The 17,706-nt window shown below is 69.2% G+C and carries 19 protein-coding genes and 2 tRNA genes; 13 read left to right on the forward strand and 8 right to left on the reverse strand.

Annotated features, from left to right (window positions below; all coding sequences use genetic code 11):
- Nucleotides 1-416: 416 nt before the first annotated feature.
- Together ACGFI7_RS32910 and ACGFI7_RS32915 are read right to left on the reverse strand one after the other, a co-directional pair.
- Nucleotides 417-884, reverse strand: a complete 468-nt coding sequence (locus tag ACGFI7_RS32910) for a hypothetical protein (RefSeq protein ID WP_393411462.1) — start codon at nt 882-884, stop codon at nt 417-419.
- A gap of 354 nt (nt 885-1,238) precedes the next feature.
- Nucleotides 1,239-1,311, reverse strand: a tRNA-Arg gene (locus tag ACGFI7_RS32915).
- 1,091 nt (nt 1,312-2,402) lie between these two features.
- Between ACGFI7_RS32915 and ACGFI7_RS32920 the strand changes: the two genes are divergently transcribed.
- Nucleotides 2,403-3,497, forward strand: a complete 1,095-nt coding sequence (locus tag ACGFI7_RS32920) for a D-alanyl-D-alanine carboxypeptidase family protein (RefSeq protein WP_393411464.1) — start codon at nt 2,403-2,405, stop codon at nt 3,495-3,497.
- On the opposite strand, the gene ACGFI7_RS32925 is transcribed toward ACGFI7_RS32920, so the two are convergent.
- A complete protein-coding gene (locus ACGFI7_RS32925) occupies nt 3,494-4,060 on the reverse strand; it encodes a Flp pilus assembly protein CpaB (RefSeq protein ID WP_393411466.1) in 567 nt (188 codons plus the stop codon). The genes ACGFI7_RS32920 and ACGFI7_RS32925 overlap by 4 nt on opposite strands.
- Nucleotides 4,057-4,863 (reverse strand): S-methyl-5'-thioadenosine phosphorylase, encoded by an 807-nt coding sequence (locus tag ACGFI7_RS32930; RefSeq protein WP_393411468.1) that lies wholly within the window; start codon nt 4,861-4,863, stop codon nt 4,057-4,059. The genes ACGFI7_RS32925 and ACGFI7_RS32930 overlap by 4 nt, the downstream gene beginning before the upstream one ends.
- 143 nt (nt 4,864-5,006) lie before the next feature.
- Here ACGFI7_RS32930 and ACGFI7_RS32935 point away from each other — a divergent pair, with 143 nt between their 5' ends.
- Nucleotides 5,007-6,974, forward strand: a complete 1,968-nt coding sequence (locus ACGFI7_RS32935) for a DHA2 family efflux MFS transporter permease subunit (protein WP_393411470.1) — start codon at nt 5,007-5,009, stop codon at nt 6,972-6,974.
- A gap of 534 nt (nt 6,975-7,508) precedes the next feature.
- On the opposite strand, the gene ACGFI7_RS32940 is transcribed toward ACGFI7_RS32935, so the two are convergent.
- From ACGFI7_RS32940 to ACGFI7_RS32950, 3 genes are all read right to left on the reverse strand, one after another.
- A complete protein-coding gene (locus tag ACGFI7_RS32940; RefSeq protein WP_393411472.1) occupies nt 7,509-7,826 on the reverse strand; it encodes an FmdB family zinc ribbon protein in 318 nt (105 codons plus the stop codon).
- A gap of 69 nt (nt 7,827-7,895) precedes the next feature.
- Complete coding sequence (locus tag ACGFI7_RS32945; RefSeq protein ID WP_393411474.1) at nt 7,896-9,401, reverse strand: potassium/proton antiporter; 1,506 nt, start codon at nt 9,399-9,401, stop codon at nt 7,896-7,898.
- A gap of 24 nt (nt 9,402-9,425) precedes the next feature.
- On the reverse strand, nt 9,426-9,995 hold the full coding sequence (locus tag ACGFI7_RS32950) for a 5-formyltetrahydrofolate cyclo-ligase (RefSeq protein WP_393411476.1): 570 nt from the start codon (nt 9,993-9,995) through the stop codon (nt 9,426-9,428).
- Between the two features lie 24 nt (nt 9,996-10,019).
- Here ACGFI7_RS32950 and galU point away from each other — a divergent pair, with 24 nt between their 5' ends.
- The 10 genes from galU (at nt 10,020) to ACGFI7_RS33000 (ending at nt 15,607) form a co-directional block, all read left to right on the forward strand.
- Nucleotides 10,020-10,922 (forward strand): UTP--glucose-1-phosphate uridylyltransferase GalU, encoded by a 903-nt coding sequence (gene galU / locus ACGFI7_RS32955; protein ID WP_393411478.1) that lies wholly within the window; start codon nt 10,020-10,022, stop codon nt 10,920-10,922.
- Complete coding sequence (gene glp, locus ACGFI7_RS32960) at nt 10,909-12,096, forward strand: gephyrin-like molybdotransferase Glp (protein WP_393411480.1); 1,188 nt, start codon at nt 10,909-10,911, stop codon at nt 12,094-12,096. The genes galU and glp overlap by 14 nt, the downstream gene beginning before the upstream one ends.
- Nucleotides 12,093-12,563 (forward strand): cyclic pyranopterin monophosphate synthase MoaC, encoded by a 471-nt coding sequence (moaC, locus tag ACGFI7_RS32965; protein WP_393411482.1) that lies wholly within the window; start codon nt 12,093-12,095, stop codon nt 12,561-12,563. The genes glp and moaC overlap by 4 nt, the downstream gene beginning before the upstream one ends.
- Entirely contained in the window at nt 12,548-13,036 is a 489-nt protein-coding gene (locus ACGFI7_RS32970; protein WP_393411484.1) for a molybdenum cofactor biosynthesis protein B, read from the forward strand. The genes moaC and ACGFI7_RS32970 overlap by 16 nt, the downstream gene beginning before the upstream one ends.
- 45 nt (nt 13,037-13,081) lie before the next feature.
- Nucleotides 13,082-13,714 (forward strand): GNAT family N-acetyltransferase, encoded by a 633-nt coding sequence (locus ACGFI7_RS32975; RefSeq protein ID WP_393412157.1) that lies wholly within the window; start codon nt 13,082-13,084, stop codon nt 13,712-13,714.
- Nucleotides 13,715-13,838: 124 nt separating this feature from the next.
- Nucleotides 13,839-14,402 carry a hypothetical protein gene (locus ACGFI7_RS32980; protein ID WP_393411486.1) on the forward strand — a complete coding sequence of 188 codons (564 nt, stop codon included), beginning with the start codon at nt 13,839-13,841 and terminating at the stop codon, nt 14,400-14,402.
- Nucleotides 14,403-14,452: 50 nt separating this feature from the next.
- Nucleotides 14,453-14,526: transfer RNA gene (locus tag ACGFI7_RS32985), tRNA-Ala, on the forward strand.
- Nucleotides 14,527-14,609: 83 nt separating this feature from the next.
- Entirely contained in the window at nt 14,610-14,783 is a 174-nt protein-coding gene (locus ACGFI7_RS32990) for a hypothetical protein (RefSeq protein WP_393411488.1), read from the forward strand.
- A 150-nt stretch (nt 14,784-14,933) separates the two neighbouring features.
- Nucleotides 14,934-15,068, forward strand: coding sequence for a hypothetical protein (locus ACGFI7_RS32995; RefSeq protein ID WP_393411491.1), 135 nt, complete (start codon nt 14,934-14,936; stop codon nt 15,066-15,068).
- An 86-nt stretch (nt 15,069-15,154) separates the two neighbouring features.
- Nucleotides 15,155-15,607, forward strand: a complete 453-nt coding sequence (locus ACGFI7_RS33000) for a hypothetical protein (RefSeq protein ID WP_393411494.1) — start codon at nt 15,155-15,157, stop codon at nt 15,605-15,607.
- On the opposite strand, the gene ACGFI7_RS33005 is transcribed toward ACGFI7_RS33000, so the two are convergent.
- A complete protein-coding gene (locus tag ACGFI7_RS33005) occupies nt 15,571-16,461 on the reverse strand; it encodes a haloalkane dehalogenase (protein WP_393411496.1) in 891 nt (296 codons plus the stop codon). The genes ACGFI7_RS33000 and ACGFI7_RS33005 overlap by 37 nt on opposite strands.
- 129 nt (nt 16,462-16,590) lie before the next feature.
- Here ACGFI7_RS33005 and ACGFI7_RS33010 point away from each other — a divergent pair, with 129 nt between their 5' ends.
- Nucleotides 16,591-17,451, forward strand: coding sequence for a MarR family winged helix-turn-helix transcriptional regulator (locus ACGFI7_RS33010; protein ID WP_393411498.1), 861 nt, complete (start codon nt 16,591-16,593; stop codon nt 17,449-17,451).
- Nucleotides 17,452-17,706 lie beyond the last annotated feature (255 nt).

Genomic DNA, 17,706 nt, shown 5'->3' on the forward strand with positions numbered 1-17,706 from the left:
GCCGCTGCTTGGAAAACGGATGAGGATCCACCTGTAGCATCTGATCGACCAGCGGCTTGAACGGACCCAGCCTGGGCGGCAGCGCCTTACGTCACTCGGGCTGGACCGGAGCCACCGCTTCCTCCAAGGCGCGGAGACCTGGCCGGTATGCGGATGCTAGAGCAGGGGGTGCTCGGCGGTGCCCTCGCAGTCCACACCCGCAGTCCACACCCGCAGGACGGGGCCGGCGACGTAAACGAGGCGTACGTGCGAGCCGCCGTGCGCAGTGGACCAATTACCTTCCTGCCTCAACGGCGCTCAGTCGGTCCCGGTTCCCTCGGGGAGATGCGTCCGGCCATACCCACCACGTGGTGAGGCTGCCGCTCGAACGTTCGGGTACCGCCCTGTCGTTGACAAGAAGGCGGCTGTGTTGCAACTCAGCCGGATTCTGAGCTACGTGTCCTGTGAAGGATGTCCTCTCGCATGGCTCGGTTGAGTGCGCGCGACTTGCCGGCACCGTCAACGGCTTTCGTGCTGCGTGCTGCAATGCGCGCTTCGGTGAGTCGGATGTGCTCTATGCCTGCTTCTAGTACCTTTTTGCCACAGATGAGGAACATGGCGTCTAGGGCTTGCCTCCAGAGACCTTCGGCAATGGCCAGATCGGCTGATCGGACGTTGTCGCGATCGCCTTCTAGGACGCGCATCAGCGCATTCCAGGCTGACCAGTACTGCGCGTATGTCTCGCGCCGCTCCTGGCGGACCTGCCTTGAGTGTTCCCAGTCGAAGTTTCGCTCGGAAGTTTCGGCTTGCCAACGATGATTGAGGGCGGCCGTGATCAGAGCGATTACGCCGCTGATGAGGACACCACCCAGGGCTCCTCCTAGTGCAAACCAAGCGCCCGCCACTGCATTGCCTCCGATCGTTGTCCTTGACAGACACGATGCACCCAGAGTTGCCTTCGTGTATTCGGAATGATCGAAAGGTCAAGACGATGTTGGCGGGATCTGAGATCTCGCATGTGGTGACGCCACAGAGAGCCCGCTACGGGAGCGTTATGGCTCCGTGGCTGGCGTGTTCTATCAGTCGTGGGGTCTCCTTGTGGCCGCACTGGGGCCGTCAAGATCATCCCCTGTATGTCCCCTGGCCGAAGTCCTGTGGCTGCACAGGGATGCCTTCGGCGGCCTACGGGAGGCTGGCAAGCAAACGACCTGCGGCTGAGAAACCGCAGGTCGGAGGCTAAATTGCTTGGTGGAGATGAGTGCCCCCGGCAGGATTCGAACCTGCGGCACCCGCTTTAGGAGAGCGGTGCTCTATCCCCTGAGCTACGGAGGCGGACAGACCAAGCCTAGCGAAAGTCCGGCGGTTCGTGTGCCACCTGGGCTCCGGGACTTGCGGGGCCGTGGGTTATGGGTGGTGTGAGCTGCGGTAAAGGCCTGGCAAGTGATCACCTTTGGGTGGGGGTGGCGTGGATAGCGTCCCTTCCGTGGATGCGAGGCGACGGAGGCAGGCGCGGCGGCGGCCGGTGGTGCTGTTCGCGGCGTTGGTGGCGCCGGCGATCTTTGCTGTGGGGCTGCTGGCGGGGGAGGTCCAGCGGTACGAGGAGGCCGGGGGGCGGCGGGGCGTGGGGGTGGGGGAGAGGCCTGTGGTGTTCGGGCCGGTGGTGGTGCCTGTGCCGGCGCATCCGGTGCGGGCGTTCGCTGCGCCGGTGCCTGCGCAGGTGATGCCTACTCCGTTGGTGGAGGAGGTGCCGGTGGTGACGGCTGTGGTGGCGCCTCGGGGGCGGTCGCGGACTCAGGGGCCGGATGACTCCGTGGGGGAGGCGTCGCGGGGTGGGGCGTCGTCGGGGGCGGAGGCGTGTCCGGGGGAGTGGGAGGACACGTGGCTGTGGGAGTTGTGCCGGGAGCATGAGCGGGAGGTGGCGGCCGGGGCCCGCCGTGACTGACTCCCGGTGCGGGTGTCTGGGGCTCGGTGCCGCGTCCTGAGCCCCAGGAGCCCGCCCGGTCCGTTCTGCTCGGAAGTTCGCTCGTTCTGTTCTCCGGAGCCCGGCTGGTTCGTGCTGAGGGGGATCGGGGGCGGGAGTCTCGCTTCTCCGGGATGGCTTGGTCGTGATCCGTGGAGGCTCGCTGGGTCAGGTGGCGGGTGGGGCGGGTCTTTCTGAGGGTGCCGGGTCCGGTTCTGGCTTGCTGTGGTTGGAATCTTGGTTGGCGTAGAACCGCGGGGCTGTTGGGCGCGTACTGACAGACAAGGGCAGTGGTCGTCATGGAGGGGCAAAACCGTCGTTCGTGTCATAACGGCTCTCTGGAGTTCGGTCCGGGCACTCGGGGGGCTGTAGTAACGTGCGTGCCGGACCCGCGTCACGAGATTGCAAAGCGGAGGAGTCGAACGTGCCAGCCCCTCGGTCAGCAGGTCTGATCGCGGTTGTCATGACGATGACCTCTTTGGCGAGCGTGTCGGTGGCAGGGTCGGCCCAGGCCGCCGGGCGGCACGTCGCTGAACCCGCTGTTGGAGTCGTTGTCGGTGGCGCCGGTGCGGGAGCTGCTGCGGCGACCGGGAATCCGAAGAATCTCACCGAGCTGCGCAAGGAAGCGCAGCGTTCCGCTCAGGAGCTTGAGGACGCCACCAAGGCGCTGGAGAAGCGTCGTACTGAGTTCGCCGCCGCCGAGAAGGAGCTCAAGGAGAAGCTGAAGGCCCTTGAGGTGGCCGAGAGGCAGCTCGCCCAGGTGCGGCAGCCGGTGTCGCGGCTTGCCGAGTTGCTCTACCAGCAGCCGGTGGGCGCGGACGGGGTGGCGTCGTTCATGGCGGGTGACTCCGACGGGGACACTCTGCGGGCGCTCGCTAAGGTCAACCACATGGTCAGCGTGCGGCAGTACGCGGTGGAGGAGACGAGCACGCTCACCCTGCACACCCAGCGGCTGGCTGGGTACGCGCAGGAGTTGCGGGCGGGGAACCTGCTCGCCGAGGCGCAGATGGCGGCCGAGATCGAGCTGCTGCGGAAGAAGTCCGACAAGGTCGTCAAGTCGTTGACCCAGGCGCTGGTGAAGCTCGGCATCAAGATCGACAAGGTGGAGAAGGCGGCGCTCGGGTGTAATCCGTTGCGGGCGGCCACGGCCAACGAATACCCGAACGGGTTGATCCCGACGAGCATGCTCTGTCCGTTGCAGCAGCGGGGGCACAGCTTGCGGGCGGACGCGGCGATCGCGTTCGTCAGTCTGAACGAGGCCTACCGCAGGCAGTTCGGCAGGCACATGTGCGTGACGGACGCGTACCGGAATCTTTCGGAGCAGCAGTCGATTTACTACCGGCGGCCGGGGTTCGCGGCTGTGCCGGGGAAGAGCAACCACGGGCTGGGGCTGGCCGTGGACCTGTGTGGCGGGGTGGAGAGGTTCCGGTCGGCGGAGTTCAACTGGCTGGAGAAGTACGGGAAGAAGTACGGGTGGTATCACCCGGACTGGGCCTACAGCAGTCCGTTCGAGCCGTGGCACTGGGAGTACGATCCCAAGATCGACTCGGTGGTCTAGGTCGGTTTGATGGTGATGGACAGGTGGCCCGAGGCCTGGGCGCCTGCCAGGGTCTCCGCCTGGGGCATGGTGGTGGCCAATACGACGAGGGCGCCGTGGTCGTCTTCGGCCGCCGGGATGGTCAGCACGGTCACGTCGTCGGCCACGAGGGAGGCGGCCTGGGCGTCGCCGGCGGCGAGGACGCCGATGCGGGAGCCTGGGGAGATCAGGCCCACCGCGTCGGGGTCGGAGATGCGTACAGGAGTGGCGACCATGCCGGGAGGCAGGCGCACCTGGTCGAGCAGACGGGCGTCGGTGAGCGGCTCGCCGCGGCGCATGGGCGCGGCGAGGACGCGGCCGGTGGCGCCCGTGCGGAGGGCGCCGTCGGGTGGGTCGGGCATGGGCACCGTGCGCAGGTCGCCGGGGCGGAGCGGGCCGGGGGACAGGTCGCGGGCGGCGACCAGGACCGGCGGGCCCGTGGGCGGGCGCAGGGCGAGATAGCCGGACAGGACGCCGAGGGCGGCCAGGACGGCGGCGATGAGGCTGCGGCGCCGCTCGAACCGCCGCAGCCAGGGACGGATCACGGGAGCTCGAACGGGAGCTTGATGCCGTCGAGGGCCGATCCGCAGGAGCACGTGCGCTCCTGTGGCAGGGCCTGGACGGTGTCGGCGACGAGGGTGCGCATGCGGGCGACGTTGCGGGCGAAGAACGCGAGGACCTCTTCGTGGGTGACGCCCTCGCCGGCCTCCACGCCGGCGTCGTGGTCGGTCACCAGCGACAGCGAGGTGTAGCAGAGGGCCAGCTCGCGGGCGAGCACGGCCTCGGGGAAGCCGGTCATGCCGACGATGGTCCAGCCGTTGCGCTGGAACCACTGGGACTCGGCCCGGGTCGAGAACCGCGGGCCCTCGATGACCACGAGTGTGCCGCCGTCGGAGGTCGGCCAGTCGCCGGCGCGGGCGGCGGCCACCGCGACCTCGCGGCCGGACGGGCAGTAAGGGTCGGAGAAGGAGACGTGGACGGCGCCGCCGGCATCGTAATAGGTCTGCACGCGGCCGGAGGTGCGGTCGACGAGCTGGTCGGGGACCACGATGGCGCCGGGGCCGATCTCCGGCTTCAGCGAGCCGACCGCGCTGGGGGCGAGCACCTGACGGACGCCGAGTGAGCGCAGCGCCCACAGGTTGGCGCGGTAGGGGATGCGGTGGGGCGGGAACCGGTGGTCCCGGCCGTGGCGGGGGATGAAGGCCACCGGGCGCGACCCGATGCGGCCGACCGTGACGACGTCGCTGGGCGGGCCGTAGGGGGTGGAGACCTCCACCTCCTCCGCCTCGTCGAGCAGGGAGTAGAAGCCGGAGCCGCCGATGACGCCGATGTCTGCGCGAATGACCATGGCGCTGAGATTAGCGGGCGGGTGGAGGGGGTTGAGGACGTCGAATCGGGTTCTGTGGATAAGGGGGTCGGGCCGGGGTGGGGCTGTGGATAAGTGGCGACCACGGGCGGTTGGCGGTGCATTACGCAGCGTATGATCGGCGCATGCGGCAACGGGGCCTCGGGCTGATCATCGTCGCGCTCATGCTCGGCATGTTGCTGGCGGCGCTCGACCAGACCATCGTGTCCACGGCGCTGCCCACGATCGTCGGCGACCTGGGCGGGCTGGATCATCTGTCGTGGGTGGTGACGGCCTATATCCTCGCCTCGACCGTGTCGACGCCGCTGTGGGGCAAGCTCGGCGACCAGTACGGGCGCAAGCGGCTGTTCATCACTGCCATCGTCATCTTCCTGGCCGGTTCGGCGCTGTGCGGGCTCAGCCGGAGCATGGGCGAGCTCATCGCCTTCCGCGGCCTCCAGGGGCTGGGCGGCGGCGGGTTGATGGTGCTGGCCCAGGCCATCGTGGGCGACGTGGTCTCGGCCCGTGACCGGGGTAAGTACCAGGGGTTCTTCGGCGGCGTCTTCGCCGTGTCGAGCATCGTGGGGCCGCTGCTCGGCGGCCTGTTCGTGGACCAGTTGTCGTGGCACTGGGTGTTCTACGTCAACCTGCCGCTCGGTGCGGTCGCGTTGGTCGTGATCGCGGCGGTGCTGCCCGCCGACCGCAGTCGTACGCGTCACACCATCGACTACGCGGGCGTGGTGCTGCTCGGCGGCGCGACCTCGTGCCTGGTGCTGATCGCCACCTGGGGCGGCACCGTCTACCCGTGGGCGAGTCCGGTGATCGTCGGGCTGGCGGTGGCGGCGATTGTGCTGCTGGGGGGTTGGGTGTGGGCCGAGCGCCGGGCGCGCGAGCCGGTGCTGCCGCTCGGGCTGTTCAAGAACCGGGCGTTCGCGGCCTCGTCAGTCGTGGGGTTCGTGGTCGGGTTCGGGATGTTCGGCGCGCTCACGTACCTGCCTCTCTATCTGCAGGTGGTGCATGGGGTGAGTGCCACGCTGTCGGGGGTTTACCTGCTGCCGATGATGGCGGGCACGCTGACGATGTCGATCGTGAGTGGGTTCGTCATCTCGAAGACCGGCAAGTACCGTTTCCTGCCGATCGCGGGGACGGGGATCGCGACCGTCGGCATGTTCCTGCTCTCGTCGCTCGACGAGGCGAGCGGTCTGCTCATGCTCTCGGCCTACCTGCTGGTTCTCGGCGTGGGCATCGGGATGACCATGCAGGTGCTGGTGATCGTGGTGCAGAACGCGGTCGCGTTCAAGGATCTGGGGGTGGCCACGTCGGGGGCCACGTTCTTCCGGTCGATCGGGGGCTCGTTCGGGGTGGCGGCGCTCGGGGCGGTGTTCACCGGGCGGCTCGCCGAGGACGTGCGTGAGGTGCTCGCCAGGACGTCGTTGCCGCCGGGGTTCGATCCGGCTGCTATCCAGCAGGATCCCACCGCGATCCAGCGGCTGCCCGCCGGGCTCGCGGCCGACTTCCTGCATGTGTACGCCGACTCGATCGCGATGGTGTTCCGGGTGGCGGCGCCGGTGATGCTGGTGGCGTTCCTGCTCTCCTGGTTCATTCCGGAGCATCGGCTCAGGGAGACGACCAAGGCGGCCGATCTGGGTGAGGGGCTGGGCGCGACGTCCGCCGAGCGTTCGTCGCTGGAGGAGGTGGAGCGGGGGCTGGTACGGCTCGCCGACGCCGATTTGCGGCGGGGTTACTACGCGAAGATGGGGGATCTGGCCGGGCTGGAGGGCATGCGGCCGGAGGGGGTGTGGATCATCGCTCGGCTGGGCGGCAAGGGCTGGGTGTCGGCGGCGGCTCTGGCGGAGCGGGCGCGGGTCAGCAGGGAGCAGGGCAGGCCGTACGCCGACCAGCTTGTGGACGACGGGTTCCTGGAGCGGTCGGAGGACGGGGAGATGCTGCGGCTGACCGGGCGGGGGGAGGAAGCGGCGTTGCGGCTGTTGCGTAGCTCGCGCGAGGCGCTGAGCCGGCTGGTCGCCGACTGGGGGCCGCATCCGCAGGTGGAGCAGTTGCTTGATCGGATCGCGCCGGAGTTGTTGGGGGCGTTGGCGGATCGGCCGCGATGATGGGGGCGGGGTGGGTTGGGTGGAAGTGACCGTGGTGGCCCGTGTACGCGTGTGTCGGTGGCCGGTGGCCGGTGGCTGGTGGCTGGTGGCTGGTGGCTGGTGGCTGGTGGCTGGTGGCTGGTGGCCGGTGGCCGGTGGCTGGGCCGGGTTTGAGCGTTGGGCTGGGGCGGCTAGGAGCCTGCGGGCTGTGGGCGGTCTCGTCGTAAGGCCGGGCTAGCAGACCTGGTGGCGGGATATGAGTACGCCACTTTTCCCGGGGTCCTGCGGTATGCGTCGGGCGCCGTTTCAGGTTCGGCGGGGCACAGGTCAGAGCCCTGGCTCAGGGGTCTGGGAGCCCGGCCCGTATGGAAGCCTCCGGTCCGCGTGACAGCCCAGCCCCGGGGATGCCCGGCCCGCGCAGTGGGCCCGAGCGTGCTCCCGTGGCGATACCCGCGAGGTCAGCGAGTAGCGGGCCTCGAGTGCCGATGAGGCGTGAGCCCGCCGAAAGGGGTGGCCGGGAGAGGGAGGCGGCCACCCGGGCTTGCGACCGATGCGTCAGTTGGACGCGGCGGCCGGGGCGGGGGCGGAGGCGGCCGGCTTGCTGTCCGACTTCGACTCGGACGAGGACGACGACCCCTCGGACTTCGACGAGGACGACGACGAAGAGGACGAAGACGAAGAAGAGGAGGAGCTCGACGTGCGGTTGTCGGTCTTGTAGAAGCCCGATCCCTTGAACACGATCCCGACCGCCGAGAACACCTTGCGAAGCTTGCCCTCGCACGCGGGGCACACGGTCAACGCGTCGTCACTGAACTTCTGAACGACCTCGAGCTGCTCACCGCAGTCGTTGCAGGCGTACTGGTAGGTCGGCACGCGCTCCTCCTTACAAGCCTTGGCACTCGAGCCTTGCGACTGCTAATGGTAACCGATGCGGTCAAACGCCTATTCCAACCCCCGCTCCCCGTACCATCCGGCCAGTTTGCCGCGGCGGCTGACGGCTCGTAACCGGTGTTCGACCTGTTCACGGGTGGCGGCGGTGGTGACGAGCAGGAGTTGGTCGTCGGCCCGGATCTGGGTGGTCTGGCCGGGGACGAACGATTTGCCTTCGCGTACGACCAGGGTCACCTGGGCGTCGCGGGGGAGCCGTAGTTCGAAGATCTCCACGCCGTGCAGCTGTGAGCCGGGCGGCACCGTCACCTGCAGCAGGTCGGCGTTGAGTTCTTCCAGGGGCGCCGCCTCCACCTCCAGTTCGTGTGCCTCGCCGGGGGCGCCCACCTTGAGCACGCGGGCGGCCCACGGCAGCGTCGGCCCCTGGAGCAGGGTGAACACGATGACGATCACGAACACTTCGTTGAAGATGGCCTTGGAGCCCTCCACCCCGGCGGCCCACGGGATCGTGGCCAGCACGATCGGGATGGCGCCGCGCAGCCCGGCCCACGACAGGAAGGCCTGTTCGCGCCACGGCACCCAGCCCTGGCCGAGGAGCCGCCCGAGAGCGGTGCTGACCAGCACGGACAAGGGTCGCGCGACTACCGTCATGATCGTGCCGGCGATGAGGGCGGGGACGATCGCCGTGGGCATCTCCTGGGGGCTGGCCAGCAGGCCCAGCATCACGAACAGCCCGATCTGCGCCAGCCAGGCCGTTCCCTCCGCGAATCCTCTGGTGTTGGCCCGGTGCGGCAGTTTCGAGTTGCCCAGGATGAGCGCGGTCAAGTAGATCGCGAGGAAGCCGGAGCCGTGCAGGAGGGCTCCGCCCGCGTACGAGAGCAGGGTGAGGGCCAGCACCGCGATCGGGTACAGGCCGGAGACCGGCAGCGCGATGCGGCGCAGCGCGTACGCGCCCGCGGGGCCGATCGCGAGGCCGACGGCGGCGCCGATGGCGAGCTCGCTTCCGGTCTCCAGGAGGAACGAGCCGATGCTCGGGGGCGCTTGGGCGGCGCCGCTCAGCAGGACCACGGCGAGCACCGTCGGGGCGTCGTTGAACCCGGACTCCGCCTCCAGGATGCCCGCCAGCCTGGGCGGCAGGGGCAGCCGGCGCAGGACGGAGAACACCGCGGCCGCGTCCGTCGGGGCCAGCACCGCCCCGATGATGAGGGCGGTGATGGTGTCGACGCCGAGCAGGAACTTGACCGGGAGGGCCACGGCGAGGATGCCGACCGCGACGCCGACCGTGGCCAGGATCAGCGCGAGCGGCACCGACCTGCGGACGTGGCTCCAGTTCGTGGTCAGGCCGCCCTCGGCGAGGATCACCGCCAGCGCGAGGAAGCCGACGTCCTTGGCGAGGTTGGGGTCGGAGAAGGGGATGCCGAACCCGGCGTCGCCCAGGATCAGCCCGAACCCGAGGAACACCAGGAGGCTGGGCAGGCCGCTGCGATGCGCGATGCGTACAGAGACGATGGCGGCGATGACGATGACGGCGCCCACGAGGAGCAAGACATCAAGCGTCATCCGCCCCCCTCTGGTCACATATGTCTAGCTAAGTTTAATTAGTCCCGATGGGGTTATCGCAAAACGGACAGCGCGGTCATGGGGCTCTGCGGGCACGTCTTCCCTCAGCTCGCCGTCGTGCAGAGGGGCCACGGTGGGCACGTTCGGCCCGACCCGGGCCAGCGCCCGGTCGAACGAGCCGCCGCCGCGGCCCAGCCGCACCCCGGTGCGCCGGTCCACGGCCAGCGCGGGCGCGACCACCAGCGCGGCGGTGCGGATCGCGTCGACCCCGCGCCGCGTGTCGACCGGCTCCATCAGCCCGAACCGGCCCGGCGCGAGCGTGTCGGGCCCGTCGTACACCGCCCAGTCGAGATCGTCGTCCTCACGCAGGACCGGCAGCATCACGGTCGCGCCGTGCTTCCACAGTGCGAACACCAGCCCGTGCGTGTCCGGCTCCGAGCCGATCGACCAGTAGCAGGCGACCAGCCCGGCCATCTGGACCCATGGCTGGTCGAGCAGGGTTTCGCGGATCTTGGTGGCGTTCGAACGGAGCTGCTCGGGGGTGAGCGAGGCGCGCGCCGCGAGCAGCTCGCGACGCAGGTGCAGCTTGTCCACAGGTACCTCCACTAGGGTCTAGGCATGGCTGACTTCGACCCTGTGACGAAAGCCGTCGTGCCCGCCGCGGGTCTGGGCACCCGGTTCCTTCCGGCGACCAAGGCGACACCCAAGGAGATGTTGCCCATCGTCGACAAGCCCGCCATCCAGTATGTCGTCGAGGAGGCCGCCTCCGCTGGCCTGCTCGACGTGCTGATGGTCACCGGCAAGAACAAACGGTCGATCGAGGATCATTTCGATCGCGCGTACGAGCTGGAGGACGTGCTCGAAGCCAAGGGCGACGAGCACCGGTTGTCCCAGGTCCGCGAGCCGGCCTCACTGGCGACCCTGCACTACGTGCGGCAGGGCGAGCCCAAGGGGCTCGGGCACGCGGTGCTCTGCGCCAAGCAGCACGTCGGCGACCACCCGTTCGCCTGCCTGCTCGGCGACGACCTCATCGACCGGCGCGACCCGCTGCTGCAGCGCATGATCGAGGTGCGCGGCACGTTCGGCGGCAGCGTCATCGCGCTGATGGAGGTGCCCAGGGAGCAGGTCTCGCTGTACGGGGTCGCGACCATCGAGGCGACCACCGAGGACGACGTCGTCAAGGTCGTCGACCTGGTCGAGAAGCCCCCGGTGGAGGAGGCGCCCTCCACCTGGGCGATCATCGGGCGCTACGTGCTCGACCCGGAGGTTTTCGCCGTCCTGGAGGAGACCCCGCCGGGCCGCGGCGACGAGATCCAGCTCACCGACGCGCTGCGCACCCTGGCCGCCCGCGACGCCGACAAGGGCGGGCCGGTGCACGGCGTGCTGTTCCGTGGCCGCCGCTACGACACCGGCGACAAGCTCGACTACCTGCGCACGGTCGTCAAGTTCGCCGCCGACCGACCCGATCTGGCGCCCGAGTTCCTGCCCTGGCTGCGAGAGTTCCTCGATGAAGTCGGTTGACGCGCACCTGGCCGACATCCTCGCCACGGTGCGCCCGCTCGCGCCGCTGGAGCTGGAGCTCGAACAGGCCCTCGGCGCCACCCTCGCCGAGGAGGTCGTCTCCCCGGTGCCGCTGCCGCCGTTCGCCAACTCCGCCATGGACGGATATGCCGTACGCGCGGCCGACATCGCGGACGTCCCGGTCACGCTGCCTGTGATCGACGACGTGGCCGCCGGAGCCGACGAACTGCGTGCCGTCGGCCCCGGCCACGCCGTCCGCATCATGACCGGCGGACCGCTGCCCGCGGGCGCCGACACCGTGGTGCCCGTGGAGTGGACCGACGGCGGCACGGTCTCCGTCCGCATCGACCGCACCGCCGCCGAGGGCAACGCCATCCGCCGGGCGGGCGAGGACGTCCAGGCCGGCGCGGTCGTGCTCAAGCCCGGCACCGTCATCGGCCCCGCCCAGCTCGGCATCATCGCCGGGGTCGGCCGCCGCCGTGTCCTGGCCCGCCCCCGGCCGCGCGTCGTGGTCCTCGCCACCGGCGCCGAACTCGTCGAGCCCGGCCTCCCACTCGGCCCCGGCCAGATCTGGGACTCCAACAGCTTCACCCTGACCGCCGCCGCCCGCTCCGCCGGCGCCGACGCCTTCCGCGCCCCCACCGTGGGCGACGACCCGGCCGCGTTCCTGGAGCGCCTCGACGCCCAGCTGGTCCGCGCCGACGTGGTCGTCACCAGCGGCGGGGTGTCCATGGGCGCGTACGAGCCGGTCAAGGAGGCCCTCAGCCCTCTCGGCACCGTACGGTTCGAGAAGGTCGCCATGCAGCCGGGGATGCCCCAGGGGTTCGGCACCGTCGGCGACGACCAGGTGCCCGTCTTCGCGCTGCCGGGCAACCCCGTCTCGTCGTTCGTCTCGTTCACCCTCTTCGTCCGGCCCGCGCTCGACCGCATGCGCGGGCTGCCCGCCGGGCTGCCCGCGACCGTCACCGCCCGCACCGCGGCGGCGCTGCGGTCCCCGGCGGCGAAACGGTCGTTCCTGCGTGGCATGCTCGGCTCCGACGGCACCGTCGCGCCCGTGCACGGCCAGGGATCACACCAGCTCGCCGCCCTGGCCTCCGCCGACGCGCTCATCGTGGTGCCGGAGGACGTGACCGAGGTGCCGGCCGGCGAGCAGGTGGAGGTGATCAGGCTGTGAGCGAGCTGACGCACATCGACGAGAGCGGCGCCGCGCGCATGGTGGACGTGTCCGCCAAGGACGTCAGCGCCCGCACCGCCGTGGCCAGCGGCCGGGTGCTGCTGTCGCCCGAGGTGGTGGCGCTGCTGCGGTCCGGAGAGGTGCCCAAGGGCGACGCGCTCGGCGTGGCCCGCATCGCCGGCATCATGGGCGCCAAGCGGACGCCCGACCTGATCCCGCTCTGCCACCCCATCGCCATCCACGGCGTCAAGGTGACGCTGGACGTCGCCGACTGGGGAGTGACGATCACCGCCAGGGTCAAGACCGCCGACCGCACCGGCGTGGAGATGGAGGCCCTGACGGCGGTGTCGACGGCCGCGCTCGCGCTGTTCGACATGGTCAAGGCCGTCGACGCGGCGGCCGTGATCACCGACATCCGGGTCGAGGAGAAGACCGGCGGCAAGACCGGCGAATGGCGGCGGCCGTGATCAGGGCGCTGGTCGTGACCGTGTCCAACCGGGCGTCCGCCGGGGTCTACGCCGACAAGTCGGGGCCGCTGCTGGTCTCCCTGCTCACCGAGGCCGGCTGCACGGTCGACGGTCCCGTCGTGGTGCCCGACGGCGAGCCCGTCGAGGGCGCCCTGCGCGACGGCGTCGCCCAGGAGTACGACGTGATCGTGACGACCGGCGGCACCGGCCTCACCCCCACCGACCGTACGCCGGAGATGACCGCCCGCGTGATCACCCGCGAGATCCCCGGCATCGCCGAGACCATCCGCGCCGCCAACCGCGACCAGGTGCCCACCGCGATCCTCTCCCGCGGCCTCGCCGGACAGGCGGGCCACACCCTGATCGTCAACCTGCCCGGCTCCAGCGGAGGCGTCCGCGACGGCGTCGCCGTGCTCGCGCCCGTGCTCAAGCACGCCGTCGACCAGATCCGCGGCGGCGACCACCCCCGCTGAACCGGCTGTGCCGAGTGTGGCGGCATCGCGCTCATTAGGGGGATGATGAGAGTTGTGGATCGACTACGCGGCTGGCCTGCGACGCTCACCGAGGGCCCGGTGTCCCTCAGGCCGCTCCGGCTGAGCGACGTACGCGTCTGGCGCGACACCCGGGTGCGCAACGCCGACTGGCTGCGTCCCTGGGAACCGAGCAACCCCGAGACGCCTCTCTTCCGTACCGGGCTCGGCCCGTACGTCTCCATGGTCGGCACCCTGCGCCGCGAGGCGAGGCAGGGCGTCGCCCTGCCCTGGGTGGTCACCTACCGCGGCCGCTTCGCCGGCCAGCTGACCATCGGCGCCATCGTCTGGGGCTCGGCCCGCTCCGCCCAGGTCGGCTACTGGATCGACGGCGCCCTCGCCGGCCGCGGCATCACCCCCACCGCGCTCGCCATGGCCGTCGACCACTGCTTCTTCACCACCGGACTGCATCGGATCGAGGCGAACATCCGCCCCGAGAACCAAGCCAGTCGTAGAGTGGTTGAGAAACTCGGGTTCCGGGAAGAAGGCATTCGGCGTCGCCAACTCCACATCGACGGAGCCTGGCGCGACCACATCTGCTACGCGCTGACCGCGGAAGATGTTCCCGGCGGCCTGCTCGTACAGTGGCGTCGCGCCCGTTCTTCCGTGGAAGAGGTTTGACGATCTCGCGACACACCGCATCGAATGCTCGTCAATCAGTGACACGCGGTCTTACGGTGCGTGACGTGAGCACATTGAGAGCGCCAGACGCCGACAGGCGCTTTCGTGCTGCCCGGAGGTGCCCGTGAGCGGTGCCCTCCTCTATCTCGCCATCGTCGTCATGTGGCTCTGCGTGCTGGTGCCCATGTGGCTGCGCAGGGACAAGTCCAACCTCGCGGAGCTGGCCGAGCTCGAAGAGCACTACACCGGCGAGCACCAGATCCCGGACCTCACCACCGCGCACGACGAGGAGCCGGTGGAGACCGAGCGCGTCGACCCGCGCCAGTTCCGCGTCCGGCGCCGGGCGATCATCGTAGCGCGCCGCCGGCGGCTGCTCTTCTTCACCGTCCTGCTGGTGCTGGCCTCGGTGATCACCGCCTCGGTCCAGATGATCCCCTGGTGGGGCGTGGCCCCGTCAGGCGGCGTCATGCTGCTCTACCTCGTGTTCCTGCGCATCGCCGTCAAGGTCGACCGCGAACGCCGCCAGCGTGCCCTCCAGGCCCGCGAACGCGCCCGCCGCCACCGCGCCCGCCGCCGCGCCGAGGAACTGGCGGCCAGGGAAGCCGAGGTCATCGAGTTCACCGGGGCGCAGGGGGACGTTCTCTTCGACCAGTACGCCGAACCGCCCCGGCGCGCGGTGGGAGACTGAATACTGTGGCGCGAGGACCCCTGAGAGTTTGCTAATCTGGTCGAGGTCTTGGGGATGTAGCGCAGTCCGGTAGCGCACTTCGTTCGCATCGAAGGGGTCAGGGGTTCGAATCCCCTCATCTCCACCCAGGTCAAAGGCCACTTCCAGATGTCGGAAGTGGCCTTTTTGATCTTCTGAGTGACTATCGGTTCTGCGACGATGACCACCATGTCGCGGATCGAGTTCTCCTATGGAGCGCCAGAGCATGGATGGTCTGTGGTCACCATCGCCCATGAAGGGCGTGAGGCCCGGATGGTCGTGTCCTATGTGACCGATGCTCTCCGGGACCTCCTGTACAGCCTGGTGCGGGTCACTCAGGGCGACGACATCCGCTTTTCCTGAGATGACGAGCTCACCGAGTACCGATGGATATTCACGCATGAGGACGATACGGTCCGAGTGCGCATCCTCAGGTTCCGGGACGGGAGGAGATCGGAACCGGACGAGGCAGGGCGAGAGGTGTTCGCGCTGCAGAGCGAGGTAAGCCCTCTGGTGCGAGCGGTAGTCCGCTCGGTCAGGCGACTGCTCTTCGAGGTGGGCGAGGAGGAGTACGCCCGGCAGTGGAGCGGACAAGCCTTCCCACTGCGCGAGCTGAACGTGCTGGAATCCTGGCTCAAAGATCACTGACCTGGGGTCGAAGATCCGGTCCATTGCCTTGGCGCCCTCCAGAAGGACGGGGAGGAGCTGTTGGGCTCGTCTGGGGGCTGGTGGGTGTGGCGCCAGACGTCGAGGAAGTGGTCGTTGGCGACCGCGACGAGCAGAGCGACCAGGATGGTCTGAGCGACGCGGCCGTGAGCGAGCCGGTTCTTCGGATCGTCCAGGTCGAGGTCGTGGCCCTCGGGGTGGCCGTTCAGCCCCTCCGTCGTAGCCCTGGCAGTGGAGTACGTCCCTCGCCACGAAGGGCTGAGGTATGGCAGCTCCTGCCGGAACTTGTCGAGGTGGCCGAGGTCGCCGGGGTGCAGGGTGATGGTGTGCTGGTGGCAGGTCTCCGGCAGTTCGCCGCTCTTGGTCAGGGCTCGGGGGCAAGACGCCGGTTTGGCCGCTGGGTGGGCGGCCCGCTGCCGGGCATCGGTCAGGTCGACCGCGGTGGCTCGGAACTCCTCATCTGTGAGAACTCAAGGGCGAGGGGTCATGTCCGGGAGGACGACGTCGGCGAGAGGAGGTGATGACGGTTCAGCCAGTCGGCGATGGCCTGGCCGATGGCGTGCGGCTGGTCCTCGGGGGCCTGGTGGCCGGCGGGTCCAATCCCGTCGATTTCGAGGGCGGCGATGTTCTGGCGGGCCCAGTCCACGATCTCGGGGGAGGCGATACCGACACCGTCCTCAACCGTGAGGAGCAGCTTGGGTACCTCGGGGCTGGTGGCGAGCCATTCGCCGTAGATGTCCATGCGCTCGGCCACATCGGCCGGTTCGCGGTCGTAGGGAATCTCGCGAGGCCACTGGAGCAGCGGACGGCGCGACGCCGGGTCGGTGTAGGGCGCGCGGTAGACGTTGTGGTCCTCCGGGCTGAGGCCTGTCTTGATGGCGAAGGGGTGCGGTAGGGCGTACTCGATGGCGGCGTTCTCCTCCAGCAGTAGCCGCTCGCCGAGCCCGGCGGTGCGTAGCGCCTTTGAGTGGTCGATCACGTCCTGCGGCAGTTCGGCCCACATCTGCGGCCGCAGGAACGTCTCCAGGAGGGCGAGGCCGCGCACCTGGCCGGGGTGGCGGGCGGCACGGTCCATGGCCAGTGCGCCGCCCCAGTCGTGGCCGACCAGGACGGCCTCCTCCAGCCCCATGGCTTCGAACCACGCATCCAGGTACCGGGCATGGTCGGCGAAGCGGTAACCGATGTCGGGCTTTCCGGAGGCGCCCATCCCGATCAGGTCAGGGGCCAGGACCCTGGCGCGATCGGCGACGTGCGGGATGACGTTGCGCCAGATGTAGGACGAGGTGGGGCTGCCGTGCAGGAACACCACGGGCGACTCGCCCTGCCCGGTCTCTGTGTAGGCGAGGTGGGAGTCGAGGACGGCGACAGTATGCAAGATCGTTAATCCCTTCGCTGAGTTGGCGACTGGACTCTAGATCCGCACTTCTCCAACTGTCAACATTCCAACTAATGCTGATGCAACCATCACTAGCTCAATTATCAGTCTGCTAGTATAATTCCGGAGGTGAGGCTCGTGCCTGACCAGGTAGAGAACGTCGACGACGAATCCGGACCGCTGTATGCAACCACCGGCCACCTGATGCGCCGCGTGTTCACTGCCGTCACGGCTCATGCCGTGCAGGACGGGCCGCAATCGCGCGAGTTTGTGGTGCTCGACATCCTCGCCGACGAAGACGCCCCCTCCCAACAGGACCTCGCCCACCGACTTGGCATCAACCGTACGATCATGGCCAGGCTGCTCGATCGGCTCCAGGAGGCGGGCCATGTCGTCCGCACCCGCAACCCGGCCAACCGCCGCACCCACGTGCTGTCGTTGACCGAGGCGGGCCGTGCCGCCCTGGACGGCATGCGCCACGCTGTCGCCGCCCGCGACGCCCGGCTCACCGGCGCGCTCACCAGCCCCGAACGGCAACGCCTCACCGCGCTGCTGACCAAGCTCGTCGCCGACGACGGGCCATCCGCCATCCACAGCATCGAGCACCTGATAGCTCAAGCCCACTACCGGCTGCGCCGTCTCGGCGATCATCTGCTCGCGGCGCACGGCCTGCGCACCCGCCACTTCGCCCTGCTGCCCGCTCTGGACCGGCTCGCCCCTTGCCCGCAAGAGAAACTGGCGCGATACCTGCACCTGACCGAACCGGCCACCGCATCACTCATCGAAGAGCTGGCGCAGGCCGGCATCGTCTCCCGCGGCCAGGACCCGCACGACCGACGCCGCCATGCCCTCCAGCTCACCGACCTCGGCCGCGCCCGCATCCCTGTAGTTCGTGAAGCCTTGGACAGCATGGAGCGCGACATCGACGACATCCTCGGCCCGGATCGCGCTCAAGAACTTCGCACGCTTCTCACCAAGCTCTTGCCGTAAGCAGATCGACACGCCCCGCCCCATCTTCGAGCAGTAGGGCCAGCGGCCCCCGCCGTCCGCGCAGCCGACAGGAGCGACAGCTAAGTCGTCCAAACAGCCCGACCCTGGGAACGATCAACTTAGATTCGGGAAGCGATCTTCAGAGCCTTGCTTCCGTAGTAGTTCAGATTGACTCGTGAACACCCCACCCAGGTCAAAGGCCGCTTCCAGGGCGTTGGAAGCGGCCTTTCGGGTTGAAGGCCGGGCACGGACGAT

Origin of the sequence: Nonomuraea sp. NPDC048826, assembly GCF_043198225.1 — a bacterium.
Taxonomy (GTDB): domain Bacteria; phylum Actinomycetota; class Actinomycetes; order Streptosporangiales; family Streptosporangiaceae; genus Nonomuraea.